Here is a 13,828-nt window from a genome sequence, read left to right as displayed (position 1 = left end):
ACCAATAAACGCATGACTCTTTTATTTAGAGTCGACTATATAGCTTGCTATATACAAACCGCTTGCAACCTCACGCCTACGTCAATTTATAGTAACAGGGTGCTGCGACCGCTTTTCTTTATTATGCAGATTGGTTACTCTAAGTAAATATGACGATTTTGCACTTTATGCTGTTTTATTGATCGCTCTTATTTATAACCATTACTTATCATCACGTCCCATCACCATTTCTCATAATAATTTTGACGTTTATAGGATATTTTCATGCGTTTGACTCCTCTTTCGACCCTATCCATGCTGGCTGCGGCTATCGGTATGAGCCTTGCCAGCACTGCCCAAGCGGCCAAACCACCAGCGCCAGACTTGTCCAATAGCGAGTTTCAGCAGTGTCTAGATAGGCTAAAAGGCTCTAGTAAGTTTCGCGGCGTAGACAGCTTTACCTTCAACAACTATCGCCCAGCTCAGCCTGACCCTAGCGTTATTCAGTCGCTTAACTATCAGCCCGAATTTCAAAAAGATGTCTGGGATTATCTATCGGCGCTGGTGGACAAAGAGCGCGTCGAAGATGGTATTCGTGCCAAGCACCAATGGCGTGATACACTGCGCCAAATCGAATCGCGCTATGGCGTAAAGGCCGAGCACGTCCTTGGCGTCTGGGGCGTGGAGTCCAACTTTGGTCAGACACTAGGTAAAAAACCGCTATTTGAATCCTTAGCGACTCTCTCCTGCTTTGATCGTCGCCAAAGCTACTTTCAGGGGGAGTTTGCCAACGCGCTCAAAATCGTCCAACGCGGTGATATCGCACCAAACGACATGACAGGCTCGTGGGCTGGCGCCTTTGGGCAAACGCAGTTTATGCCGAGCACCTTTTTGGAGCTGGCCGTCGACTTTGATGGCGATGGTCGCCGCGACCTCGTCAATAGCGTCCCTGATGCACTAGCCTCTACCGCCAACTTTCTGGACAACCGTGGCTATCGTACAGGGGAGCCGTGGGGTTATGAAGTCAAACTCCCTGATGGCTACTGGGCGGCGTCCAACCGTAAAAACAAAAAATCCATGAGTCACTGGCGCAGCCAAGGTCTGACATTGGCAAATGGTAGCCCGCTGCCCTATGATTTGAGTAGTGCAGGACTGCTATTACCAGCTGGTATAGAAGGGCCGGCGTTTTTGGTTGGTAAAAACTTTGACACCTTTTACTCGTATAACGCGTCAGAAAACTACGCATTGGCCATCGCGCACTTGTCAGATCTGATCACGCGCGAAGACAGCAGCAAGACAGATTTTATCACTGCGTGGCCCACAGATGACCCAGGTATCAGTCGCCAACAAGCCAAAGACATCCAGCAAGCACTGCTCGATGCTGGCTATGATATTGGCGGCGTCGACGGCATCATCGGTGACAACACTCGTACGGCGATTCAGCAATACCAGACCAGTCACGGTATCTTCCCAGCTGATGGCCGTGCAGGGCAAAAATTTTATCGTGCTATCGTTGGCAGTGCGGCCCCAAGCCCGCGCTCGTATGGTCACTCATACTCTCAGCCCACCAATAGCCAACCCCTAAACCCAGCACCCGCCGATAGTATGGGGCAATTGATCCAGCAGCAGACCACCGCGCCAAGCGCTTACTCTCAGTCGCCGCAGCCCTCTACGTCTAGCAACCCGCGCTATCGCCGCGTGATCGGCAGCGACGGTACTATCAAGCTGGTACGTATTGATGAAGGCTCATAACCGCTAGGTTTTATCGCTCTCCCTCTGATAGCAAAAAGGCCACGCTATAGCTAGCGTGGCCTTTCTATGTATTTTAAGACGAGACCTTTAGGACGATACTAACAGATAAGTCTTTAGCCTTGGCTTTTTGACAAACCTACGTTTTGATCGTTTTATCATAGTGACGCGGTGTTATACGATAGGCGGCGGATTGGGCTTACCATTGTCGCCATCCCAGTTTTCCCGTGCCTTGTCGTCTAGGTCGGCAGGGGTTTTTGGCTCCCATTTGCCATTTTCTTTCCACGTCTCGTCACCCCAATCCGCATCTTCTTCTTTTCTATCCAAGTCTTTGTAGGCTTGGCTAGGGTCGATGCCGCGGCGCTTCATGTCGGCAACTTGCTCTTCTAGGGTGCGAAACTGATCAGCATCATGCATGGCTTTTTCTAAGCCGTCGATTTCATGGTTGCGCTCATCATATTTAGAGTTGCTCATGTCTACTCTCCTTAATTATTCAGTGATCGTCAATGATATGTATCTCAGCGCTATTGTATGATGTGTTATCGTTTTAGTGATTTTGTTCTTTAGTCATGTTCGTCATTTCGTTCATGGCCTTTGGCTATCGACTGAACGTGCGCTGACTCATGATTCTTATTATCACCAGTCCTGCTCAGATTCACAACCTCTGCCACGTATGCTTTGTATTACAAAACGTAGTCGCGCGCGCAAATGCTTGCGGTATATCTGCTCGAGACAGCTACTGCTGGAGGACTACTGAGAAAAACAAGCTACCAAAGAAGAGAAAATTTAAAAAAGGCAGATTAAGACTGAGACGAGGTGTTTTTTAACAAGTTTTTTGCATAAAAAGTCAGCTTCCATAGCTCCTGCGATACCCGTGTGCCATAGGTGGTCAACTGTATCCAATTGGCACTGACCAGCTGACGCTGCAAGACGTTTAAGTCGTCTTGTGATATCTGACAGCGCGCAACCGCGTGGACATTTGGCATGTCTTGCTTGACGTCTGCTTCAGCTTTTGATGCTATCAGTCGGTTGATGGCGGTTTGTAAACCATAGCTAGAGAACGTCGAGGGAATTTTTGATAAGGCGCTCAGTACCTCTTGCCATGTCAACGTCATCGGCCGTGTCACATCTGTCAGGTTACCCCCTGCATAAGCTTGCGCACTATAAGAGATATTAAAGGACTCTGTCAAAACGATGGGGTTACTGACATTATCTTCTGCAAAGCTGGCTTTGGGCTGCTCATGAGGGTAGGCAAGATTATGTTGGGTCAGGCTGTTTTGGTTAATGGCTTTTTTGGCGGACAGCCGCTCAGCGGGTTTTTGCATAGTGGCTTGTTTGCTAAACTCAATGACCTCGTCACTGGCCTTTATCCAGCCGCCCGTGACTTTATGTGCAGCAATGATGGTGTGATAGGCTTGTACCAGCAGGCTTTCGATTTCATCAGCATTGTCATAGTAGTATATGCGATTGTCTTGCTTGGTCACTGCGTTGATAAATTCTTGTAACTGGCGGCTGATGGCGCTGTCTGGCGGCTGGTTTTTGATTAAGACCAGTAAAGGCTTGAGCTTGGCTTTGGCATTTAGATAGCTTAAATGCATTTGGCTGACGCCGGTTTTTTGTGCGGTGCCATAGCTATCACCGATTACCATCAACGCATAGTCGCAGGAGTCGATGCATTGGCGCCCATATAACGATGCCTTTGACAGTTGGCTTGACACATCATAAGTCAAAAAAGCGCGCGCCTGAAAAAATATCGCTAGGTTATCCAATACCAGCAATTGATCATTATCAGCGCATATGACGTGGATATGATAGCGACGGTTTGGCACAATCACCTCTAAGCTTCAGTCATGACATAAGTAACGAGCAGATAAAATAAAGCACAAATATCTTGTTTTGCACAGACTAGCATAAACTTATAGAAATGGAATTATTTTATTTCGACTATAGCAGTTTCATCGTCATATAGGCGCGCCTGACACTCAAACCGCTGATCAGAAACTCCATGATAGCACTTATTTAGAAGCGTATTGCAAAACGGTCTCTTGTCCGACCAATTGTTTTATCAAAGCGCCCAACGTTTCGTCATATTTGCTGGCATAAAAAGTCAACGGCAGTCGAACAATAGGCGATATTTGATTGTTTGTCGCTATCGCTCGGTGAGCGTTGTTGTCATTCTCGCCATCATCATTGCCTTTAATATTAGCACTTGCCAATAGCTGATTGCTCAGTAGCAGCTGCTTGACCCGCTCTGCAATCGCCTGTCCTGAGTCCAATACCTGTATCGATAACTGCTGGCGCGCAATTTCCTCCAACAAAAAACCCTTAAAAAACGGATAATGCGTGCACCCAAGGACCAACTGATCGATACCAGCTTGCGCAAAGACCGTGAGCTGCTGACGTAAACGCCGCGCGGTCTCGTCCTCCTCTGGCATGCCCGCCTCCACCCATGGCACTAGTAGAGGGTCAAAGTACTTAGTCACTTCTACATTATTGGGCAGGGCAAACGCATCGATAACCTTGTTTAGTAACGCACCATTTAAGGTCGCCTTGGTCGCCAGCACCGCCACGCGATGGGTATTGCTGGCCAGTACCGCCGGTTTTAATGCTGGCACCAATCCCACAATAGGCAGCTGCGGATAACAACGCCTAGCCGTCTCTAGCGCATAGGCAGAAGCACTGTTGCAAGCGATAACGATAAGTTTGCAGCCTTGCTGATACAGCCACTCGATCGCTCTTAATGTCAGCCTCTCAATATCGGTGCTGTCGCGATTACCATAAGGGACATGTAGCGTATCGGCATAATAGACATAGCGCTCAGCAGGCAGCTGCTCGGCCAGATGCAGATACACAGACAGACCGCCTACCCCCGAGTCAAATAAGCCTATCGGTGCGTTTGGGTCAGCATGATAAGTCGTTGCCTCAGCTGCCACCTCATGAGCAGCAGCCTGCCAGATAGCCGCTGTCTTCATGTGTTTGGCTAGCACAGCCTCAGGATGTGCCCTATCCACGTTTAGCGCGTCATTTTTGCTCATACCCTTCATGGCTGTACTGTCGTTTTTTTGGTCATATCGGTATCTTTATACTACTGATTGCGTGACTTGTCGGTAGTCAATCAAGCTGCTACACACATCTTGTCACGCTTTGCTATTTATTATTTATGCTACAAATTAGCAATCGCTTAAGGCCTTGATAGCTTAAGTTATTGCTAATTTGATTGGTACGTTAAGACATTGATATCTTAAGGCATCGATAACTGATAGCATTGCCCACCACTTTGTAAGGTTAATATCGTCTCGCCGTTTTGCTCTGTCAGCTCACCAATCTCAGCCAAATGATAAAACGTATTGCGGCCGATCAGCGCCATCAAGCCCTGTCTGACAGGCATATACGGACGTATTTGCTGCTCGGCTGCTTGTCGCTGATGGTCTTTGGCGTTTTGTGCATTATTGGCTTGAGCGCTGCTGGCCTGAGGCTGACTCTCGGCATGCTTGTCTGGTACATTAGGATTATACGCCTTTAAGACGATTTTGTGCTCGTCATCTAGGCGAACGACATCGCCTGTGGTCGTGGTAAACTCCAACCAGCGCAGGCCTGCTTCCTCAACGATACCCACATCGTTGATTAATAACGGCGCATCTTCAACTTGAATACGAATTTTTTGTACAGGCGTTGATTTTCTTCTTTCCACAAAATCGTGGCAAACAGACTCACCAATGACTCTCTGGTCATTTTCCCGCCTTCGTGCCACCACTCGCCATTTGCCTTGATCACCAAATCCATATCCGTCACTTGCTCAGGATGCCAGCGCTCTAGGGGCGGTATGGCTCGCCCCTCGCGCGCCCCAGCAGTGGTCTTTAGATACTGGCTCAATGCGTCCATACTATTTAGGTCTGATGGCACGTCGTTTGGGGCTTGTGGCGTATCGTTTTGGTGTTTATTGGCTTGCTTGTTATGGCTATCCATCTTATGATTTCCTATCTAGTATGCAAAGTTTGGCAAATCTATGATGACTATAAATTTTAGTTTCAGGTATGATGAATCTTTGTCGTCAATCAATCATCATAATTAGCTCATTATTTTAATTTTACCTTAACATCGATACTCACAAATGCGTATCGTGTTTGTAGGACTTTTCTTTTATAATGAGTAACGATTTTTCATTTACGTGTTTTTATTTACATGGTTAAGTGGGTGCTGTATCGCTGTATCAATGAGGCGTTTTTTAAGGTGTTGATATCTTTGCATAAATGGTTTGTCGCAAAGAGCCCAGCTCATTGTTATTGATACGGCGCAGACAGTTTTTATCGGGCAGCCATATGTCGAGTGACGTTAGCGCCACAAGTCTATTATTTAATTGTTAAGCTAATGATGCCCTGAGATAAGCCACCATAAGTTTAGGAGTAGGTATGCAAGAGCAAGACAATCAAAAGCCAGTCGTTGATGGCGATACTGTAGCGACAGATACGGTCGAGCAAGACGTGCAAGCACAAAGCGTGGCTGCAGAGCCTGAGATAGAACGCGAGTCTATGGAGTTTGATGTCATCATCGTCGGCGGCGGTCCTGCAGGTTTGTCTGCGGCTATCCGTCTGCGTCAGCTTGCCATTGAGGCGGGCAATGATGAGTTTATGGTTTGTGTGGTCGAAAAAGGCTCTGAGTTTGGCGCTCATACCTTATCTGGCGCAGTTATCGAGCCACGCGCGCTCAATGAGCTCATCCCTGACTGGAAAGAAAAAGGTGCCCCGCTCAACGTACCTGCGACCGAAGATCGTTTTTATTATCTCAATTCAGCCACGCGCTCGACCAAAGTACCTGACCCCTTAATTCCAGCACCGATGCACAACGATGGCAACTATATCGTCTCGCTAGGCAATGTGGTACGCTGGCTTGCCGTACAGGCAGAAGAGCTAGAAGTGATGATGTTCCCAGGTTTCCCTGCCGCCGATATCTTATATAATGATGACGGCTCAGTACGTGGTATTTTGACAGGCGATATGGGTGTGGCGGCTGACGGTGAGGCCAAGCCAAGCTTTGAGCCAGGCTATGAGCTACTGGCCAAATACACCATCTTTGCTGAAGGTAGCCGCGGTCACTTGGGCAAACGTTTAATCAGCCGCTTTAGTCTCGATAAAGACGCTGATCCTCAACATTATGGTATCGGTCTAAAAGAGCTGTGGGAAGTGGCACCTGAAAAACATGAGCAAGGCGTGGTCATGCACGGTCTTGGCTGGCCATTGACCGAAACTGGCTCGACGGGTGGCTGGTGGTTGTATTTCGACGAAAACAACCAAGTCAGCTTTGGTCTGGTGGCAGATTTGTCTTATCACAATCCATATATGTCGCCATTTGATGAAATGCAGCGCTTAAAGACGCACCCTGTTATCAAAAATGTATTAGAAGGCGGCAAGCGTATTTCCTACGGTGCCCGTGCCCTGACCAAAGGTGGCCTAAACTCTCTACCAAAATTCACCTTCCCAGGCGGCGTGTTGGTCGGTGACGATGCTGGTTTCTTAAACCCAGCCAAAATCAAAGGCACGCACACCTCGATGAAATCAGGCATGCTCGCGGCTGAGGCGATTTTTGAGGCGCTGCAAGCCGACCGCCAGCACGACGAAGTGGTGGCTTATACCACTATGTATAAAGAGTCGTGGCTATATCAAGACAACTATGAGTCACGCAACTTCTCCCCTGCGATACATCGCATGGGTCTGTTTATGGGCGGCGCCTTTACCTTTATCGAGCACAATCTATTAAAAGGTAAAATGCCACTGACCCTGCATGACAGCATCCCTGACTATGCTCAGCTAGAGCGTGCCAACCATGCCTATCAGCCGACCTACCTAAAACCAGATGGTAAGCTGGTATTTGATAAGCTGTCATCAGTATTTATCTCTAATACCAACCATGCAGAAGATCAGCCAACACATCTTAAGCTCACTGACCCAACGGTGCCAGTGTCGATTAACCTGCCCCTCTATGCCGAGCCTGCACGTTTGTACTGCCCAGCGGGCGTCTATGAAGTGGTCAAGGATGCCGAAGGCGCAAAATTCGTCATCAACGCGCAAAACTGCGTACACTGTAAGACTTGTGATATCAAAGATCCATCACAAAACATCACTTGGGTCACGCCAGAAGGTGGCGGTGGCCCCAACTATCCAAACATGTAATGATGTTGGAGAGCCTTGAGCAGTCCTCTGCTCAGGGTTTTTTATACATTCAATGTCTCAATTAAATGACGCGACAACCCATCTTAATCTGTCCAAGCGTCACGGTTGGCTTCGTCTTTTAATTTGACAAAATCATCAGGGTCAAATTTGATTTGTGCACCTGATTTGCCTTCTTTGATTTGACGCTCGTAGTCACGCAGTATGCGTAGCGCCACAGGAGACAAAAGCAAAATAGCCACCAAGTTGACGAGTGCCATCATACCCATAGATAAATCCGCAAAGTTCCAAATCGCAGGCAAGCTGGCGATGGCACCGATAAACACCATTCCCAATACCATAAAGCGAAATATCATGATCATTACTTTGGCGTTTTTGGCGCCTGAGATAAACTCAAGGTTCGACTCGCCATAGCTGTAGTTGGCAATGATGGAAGTAAAAGAAAAGAAGAAAATGGCAATGGCGACAAAGATAATACCCAAATCACCCACGTACTGCGACAACGCCAGCTGCGTCAGCTGAATACCTTCTTGCTCGACATTGGGGTCGACCACACCTGACAAAATGATGATAGCAGCCGTTGCGGTACAGATCACCAGCGTATCCATAAACACGCCGAGCATTTGCATAAACCCTTGCACCGCGGGATGGTCAGGATGACTTTTTGCCGTGGCTGCCGCATTGGGCGCCGACCCCATGCCTGCTTCGTTAGAAAACAATCCGCGTTTGATACCGTTGATCATCGCCTGAGCGATACCATAACCGATGACCCCGCCCGCTGCTTGCTCAAATCCGAAAGCTGATTTTACGATCAAGGCGATGGCAGCTGGGAATTGGCTAAGGTTGGTGATGATAATAAACAGTGCCAATAAAATATACAAAATCGCCATGATAGGGACGATTTTGCCCGCGATACGAGCCACCGAGCGCAACCCTCCAAACACCACAGGCGCAACCAGTGCCACCAATATAAGGCCTGTCATCCATGTTGGCACGCCAAAGGCTTCGTTGGTCGCTTGCGCGATGGTGTTGGACTGTACGCCATTGAAAGCAAGACCAAAGGCCACGAGCAGACACAGTGAGAAAAATATCGCAAGCCAGCGTTTACCCAAGCCTTTTTCGATATAGTAGGCCGGTCCACCGCGGTAAACATTGTCGTTGTGAGGGACTTTGTATGCTTGGGCGAGCGTCGACTCGATAAAGCTGGTCGACATACCAACCAGCGCGGTCATCCACATCCAAAACACGGCACCTGGGCCACCGAGATAAATCGCAATCGCAACCCCTGCCAAGTTACCCGTACCCACACGCGCCGCCAGCGACGTCATCAATGCTTCAAATGAGCTGATACCGCCATTTTTGCGTCCTTGGTTGGAGACGCGCAGTAGCTTCCACATATGACCAAAGTGGCGAAACTGAATAAAACGTGTCACGACAGTAAAATACAGACCTGCGCCAATCAGTACAAACATCAGCAGACCATACCAAGGGTTATTGGCAATCAACCAATCATTATTCCCCCAGATAATACTGACACCATAATTTACGAGGCTGTTAAACCACCCTACTACCCCTTCACTCATATCAACTCCTCGTGAATATTTTTTAAAACTTGCTTATTTTTTGCGTTTTATATCAAATAAACGCCATTAAAACCAGCATACCATGCTCAGTCGTCAAATCTGCTGTGCATTTTATAGAGATTCGGTGCGCCACAACCATCACGTTTACTTATCGGTTCACTATATTTATTTTTAAAATAAATACTACAGGCTTCTCCTATCCTATAGAATGATAAAAGTAACCAATTTACTGCATAAAGTAAGTCAGCGGTGATGGTTTTTACATACTGTCATCCACCTATCAGGTCTTTATTACTAATGGTTATGCAGGATTTTTGGTTTATGACTATTTGTTTGCAGTGACGCAGACTTGAAAGTGATAGACTAAATTTTATAGGCATTGTGACTTATTGAATATTCACTTATTGTCATGATTGTTTGGCATACTAAAAACTTTAAGACGCTTGTCAGGAAGACGAGACGGTAATCAAAGACAGTGGATGGTCTGCCCCCTCCTTTCTTCCTCAAATATTGTTTGTTATAGCGCTCTTAAATACAGCGATCTTGGCAAATAGTCATCATGCTAAATCAGCACTCGCGTTATCTGATCGTCAGTGCGTGCTTGTCAGATGTCTTTATCAGACTGACGAGACTGAGATCAATCATGATATTTTAGGTAAGACAAAAGGAGTTGTCCTATGGAAAACCACAACGATCCATCCGGCTATTGGCGTGCCAATGTCCGTCTCATTTTAGGCAGCCTTATCATTTGGGCATTATGCTCTTATGGCTTTGCTATTCTCTTACGTCCACTTTTGGCAGGTATAAAAATCGGTGGCACTGATTTGGGCTTTTGGTTTGCCCAGCAAGGTTCTATCGGGGTTTTTATCGTCTTAATTTTTTTCTACGCTTGGCGTATGAATAAGTTGGACAAACAATATGGCGTAGATGAGGAATAGATCATGAGTCAATATGTGATTAACATTGTTTTTGTGGGTCTATCCTTTGCGCTGTATTTCGGCATTGCGATTTGGGCACGTGCTGGGACCACCAGTGAATTCTATGTGGCAGGCGGCGGCGTACATCCAGTTGTAAACGGTATGGCTACCGCTGCTGACTGGATGAGTGCGGCGTCCTTTATCTCCATGGCAGGTTTGATTGCTGCTGGTGGTTATGGTGCTTCAACTTATTTGATGGGCTGGACAGGCGGTTATGTACTACTCGCTATGTTGCTTGCCCCATACTTACGTAAATTCGGTAAGTTTACGGTTCCAGACTTTATATCCGATCGCTTTTATTCCAAGACAGCAGCGATGATTGCGGTGGTTTGTCTGATTGTGGCATCGACCACCTATGTTATCGGACAGATGACTGGTGCAGGTGTTGCTTTCTCTCGCTTTTTGGAAGTGGAGAATGACACAGGTCTTCTCATTGCCGCGGTAGTGGTGTTTTTCTACGCAGTACTAGGCGGTATGAAAGGCATTACCTATACACAGGTCGCTCAGTACATCGTCTTGATGATTGCCTATACCATTCCGGCTGTCTTTATCTCGCTTGAGCTGACCGGCAACCCTATTCCAGGTTTGGGTCTGTTTTCTACGCATGCTGAGTCCGGCGTGCCTATTTTGACCAAGCTTGATCAAGTAGTCACTGATCTTGGTTTTGCTGCTTATACTGCTGATGTGCCAAACAAGCTTAACATGGTACTGTTTACGCTATCACTTATGATTGGTACAGCAGGCCTACCACACGTTATCATTCGCTTCTTTACCGTACCAAAAGTCGCTGATGCGCGCTGGACAGCGGGTTGGACACTAGTATTCATCTCGCTATTGTACTTTACTGCTCCAGCGGTAGGTGCGATGGCTCGTCTAAACCTCATTGATACGGTCTATCCACAAGGGGTTGCAGAAGCATCTTTAGAGTATGATCAACGTCCAGACTGGATGGCAACATGGGAAGACACAGGGCTTATCAAGTATAACGATCTAAACAATGATGGTCGTATCCAGATGTACAACGACAGTGGACTTGGTGCCGCTCAAGTAACCCTTAACACCGCTGAAGCAGAAGGTGGCGATGTCACCGCTGCTACAGCAGAAGTCGCCAAGGCGCAAGCCGCTCACGACCAAGAGCTTGATGGACGCTTTGCTGAAGCAGGTTGGGCGGGTAATGAGCTGGATGTCAATAACGATATCTTAGTCTTGGCCAATCCAGAGATTGCTCAGCTGCCACCTTGGGTGATCGGTCTTATCGCTGCTGGTGGTTTGGCAGCTGCGCTATCGACTGCGGCAGGATTGTTGCTGGCCATCTCGTCTGCCATTAGTCACGACTTAATCAAACGAAACCTCAACCCAAACATCACTGATAAAGGAGAGCTACAAGTTGCTCGAATCTCTATGGCGATTGCGATTGTGGTGGCAACGTGGCTTGGCCTAAATCCGCCAGGGTTTGCCGCACAGGTGGTGGCCTTGGCCTTTGGTATCGCTGGCGCCTCCTTGTTCCCAGCACTGATGATGGGTATTTTCTCTAAGCGTATTAATAACTTAGGTGCTATCTGCGGGATGCTCGCCGGCCTTATCACGACCTTGGTATATATCTTTGTCTTTAAAGGCTGGTTCTTTATCAGTGGTACTGCCAACTTCCCCGATACCGCAGAGTACTGGTTGTTTGGTATCTCACCGCTGTCGTTTGGGGCCATTGGTGCGCTGATTAACTTTGCAGTCGCCTTTATCGTTTCTTATTCGACAAAAGCGCCACCGCTGCACATCCAAGAGCTGGTTGAAAGTGTTCGCTCTCCGCGCGGCGCTGGCGGTGCCATCGACCACTAGGCGTACGAGCCATGTGGGCTCTATAATCAAACCACGCTAAAAGGATAAATGTTGAACGTCACTTTTTTTTCTTGGAATGATTATAGATATCATACGTAAAGTGTCACTCACAGGCAGGCGCTGCTTGTGAGTGATTTTTTTATCCCTTTAGGTGCAGAATAAGTCTTGGATGGTTGCCAGATTTGTTTTTGCCTAAATAAAACGCAAACTGCCCTAACCCGTTAAGAAGGAAGATTTTATGCTTTTTGAGTTTATTGCCACCATGGCCGCAGCGTTTGGTATGGCTGGACTGGCACTGATCATAACTCACCTTAGTAAACTGGCGGGCAAACGCGCGCCAAAGTGGCTGGTGCCACTCTTTGCAGCGATTGGCATTTTTACCTTCCAAATTCACCAAGAATACAACTGGTATTCTCAGCAAGTCAGCAAGTTACCCGCGGGCGTAGAGGTGGTCAAAACAGCAGAGAGTCGCACTTGGTTTCGGCCTTGGTCTTATGTCAAGCCGCAAATACTGCGTTTTATCGCCGCAGATATCAAAAATGCCCGTGTCCAAGTAGACAATGCCGATATGCACTTAGTCACTCTTTATTTGTTTGAAAGACGTAGAAGCGTACAAAAAATCCCGCAAGTCATCGATTGCGCGGCGCCTGCGCGTGCAGATTATATATTGCCAAAAGCAGGCAGCATCCTATCGCTTGATAAGCATGTGCAGCAAACCAGCACATGGCACCCATTGACCAAAACGGATTCTTTATTTATCCGTGTTTGCACAGATAGTAATTCATAACGCCTCTGGCATGTTTAGCGTATAGAGCCTACCTGATAGGTATGTTTGGAGTTGGCACCCAATAGCAGACCGGCGCACAAGCCGCCGAAATGCGCGGCAAATGAAATGCCTTGCTGCGGCATCAAACCTTGCTTGATAATCAACCAATAGCCTGTACCCATGACAATACAAGCGAGCAGGTAGCCCCAACGTCTGGCAAATACCGCGCCGCCGATCATATACCCAATCATGGCAAAGCATAGCCCCGATGCGCCGATATGAATAGAAGACGGCGAACCGATGACCCAAGTGACCAACCCTGAGGCAATCACCAGCTTAATCACCGTACGATAGGCGTTTTTTTCAAACAAGCCAAACAAAAATAAAATCTGCAACAACGTGATGGTATTGCCCAATAAGTGAGAAAAGTTGCCGTGCATTGTCCATGAAGCGACTACCCCTATCATGCTACCCACATCTAAGGCGCGCGGTACAATACCAAACACATTCCAGATGCCAAAGAAGACCGTTTCATTTAAAAAAAACATCCCCCACATCGGCATCAGCACAAAAGCATATAGTCCGATGACTTGTTTGACCCGTGTCATGATGAGAGAAAATAACTGCTGCCCATTCATATCGTGACCTGCCCTTGACTCCATGCCTTGTATTTAATATTTATGCTATAGTCGATTCTAAATAAAACAGATATAGTCGATACACTCTAAAAATGTCATAGCACTACTGGGATGCTATTTTTAAACGTAGATTGCGCAG

At 47.4% G+C, this 13,828-nt stretch carries 10 protein-coding genes and 1 pseudogene; 5 read left to right on the top strand and 6 right to left on the bottom strand.

The features are described from left to right. The first annotated feature begins 315 nt into the window (after nt 1-315). Complete coding sequence (locus NK638_RS02525) at nt 316-1,731, top strand: lytic murein transglycosylase (protein ID WP_446739799.1); 1,416 nt, start codon at nt 316-318, stop codon at nt 1,729-1,731. Between the two features lie 171 nt (nt 1,732-1,902). On the opposite strand, the gene NK638_RS02520 is transcribed toward NK638_RS02525, so the two are convergent. The 4 genes and pseudogenes from NK638_RS02520 to NK638_RS02505 all read right to left on the bottom strand — a co-directional run bounded on the left by NK638_RS02520 (nt 1,903) and on the right by NK638_RS02505 (nt 5,610). Then, nucleotides 1,903-2,202, bottom strand: a complete 300-nt coding sequence (locus tag NK638_RS02520; RefSeq protein WP_075102515.1) for a hypothetical protein — start codon at nt 2,200-2,202, stop codon at nt 1,903-1,905. 326 nt (nt 2,203-2,528) lie between these two features. Continuing rightward, nucleotides 2,529-3,557 carry a DUF4062 domain-containing protein gene (locus NK638_RS02515; protein WP_274631807.1) on the bottom strand — a complete coding sequence of 343 codons (1,029 nt, stop codon included), beginning with the start codon at nt 3,555-3,557 and terminating at the stop codon, nt 2,529-2,531. A 186-nt stretch (nt 3,558-3,743) separates the two neighbouring features. After that, nucleotides 3,744-4,763, bottom strand: a complete 1,020-nt coding sequence (murI, locus tag NK638_RS02510; RefSeq protein WP_274631806.1) for a glutamate racemase — start codon at nt 4,761-4,763, stop codon at nt 3,744-3,746. A 206-nt stretch (nt 4,764-4,969) separates the two neighbouring features. After that, nucleotides 4,970-5,610, bottom strand: a pseudogene (locus tag NK638_RS02505) (DUF1285 domain-containing protein). 647 nt (nt 5,611-6,257) lie between these two features. Here NK638_RS02505 and NK638_RS02500 point away from each other — a divergent pair. Next, complete coding sequence (locus tag NK638_RS02500) at nt 6,258-7,895, top strand: electron transfer flavoprotein-ubiquinone oxidoreductase (RefSeq protein WP_274631839.1); 1,638 nt, start codon at nt 6,258-6,260, stop codon at nt 7,893-7,895. A gap of 83 nt (nt 7,896-7,978) precedes the next feature. Here the strand turns inward: NK638_RS02500 and NK638_RS02495 are convergent, their stop codons facing one another. After that, a complete protein-coding gene (locus tag NK638_RS02495; protein ID WP_274631805.1) occupies nt 7,979-9,475 on the bottom strand; it encodes an alanine/glycine:cation symporter family protein in 1,497 nt (498 codons plus the stop codon). Between the two features lie 677 nt (nt 9,476-10,152). Here NK638_RS02495 and NK638_RS02490 point away from each other — a divergent pair. The 3 genes from NK638_RS02490 (at nt 10,153) to NK638_RS02480 (ending at nt 13,072) form a co-directional block, all read left to right on the top strand. Beyond that, the gene (locus tag NK638_RS02490; protein WP_100748990.1) at nt 10,153-10,413 is read left to right on the top strand and encodes a DUF4212 domain-containing protein; all 261 of its coding nucleotides are present in this window, start codon (nt 10,153-10,155) and stop codon (nt 10,411-10,413) included. Nucleotides 10,414-10,416: 3 nt separating this feature from the next. After that, nucleotides 10,417-12,285 (top strand): sodium:solute symporter family protein, encoded by a 1,869-nt coding sequence (locus NK638_RS02485; protein ID WP_274631804.1) that lies wholly within the window; start codon nt 10,417-10,419, stop codon nt 12,283-12,285. Nucleotides 12,286-12,523: 238 nt separating this feature from the next. Next, on the top strand, nt 12,524-13,072 hold the full coding sequence (locus NK638_RS02480; RefSeq protein ID WP_274631803.1) for a hypothetical protein: 549 nt from the start codon (nt 12,524-12,526) through the stop codon (nt 13,070-13,072). A 14-nt stretch (nt 13,073-13,086) separates the two neighbouring features. On the opposite strand, the gene NK638_RS02475 is transcribed toward NK638_RS02480, so the two are convergent. Further along, a complete protein-coding gene (locus NK638_RS02475; RefSeq protein ID WP_105244244.1) occupies nt 13,087-13,689 on the bottom strand; it encodes a rhomboid family intramembrane serine protease in 603 nt (200 codons plus the stop codon). Between the last annotated feature and the right edge of the window lie 139 nt (nt 13,690-13,828).

Source organism: Psychrobacter sp. A3, assembly GCF_028823565.1.
Lineage (GTDB): Bacteria > Pseudomonadota > Gammaproteobacteria > Pseudomonadales > Moraxellaceae > Psychrobacter > Psychrobacter celer.
This window is presented reverse-complemented; position numbering and strand designations above follow the sequence as displayed.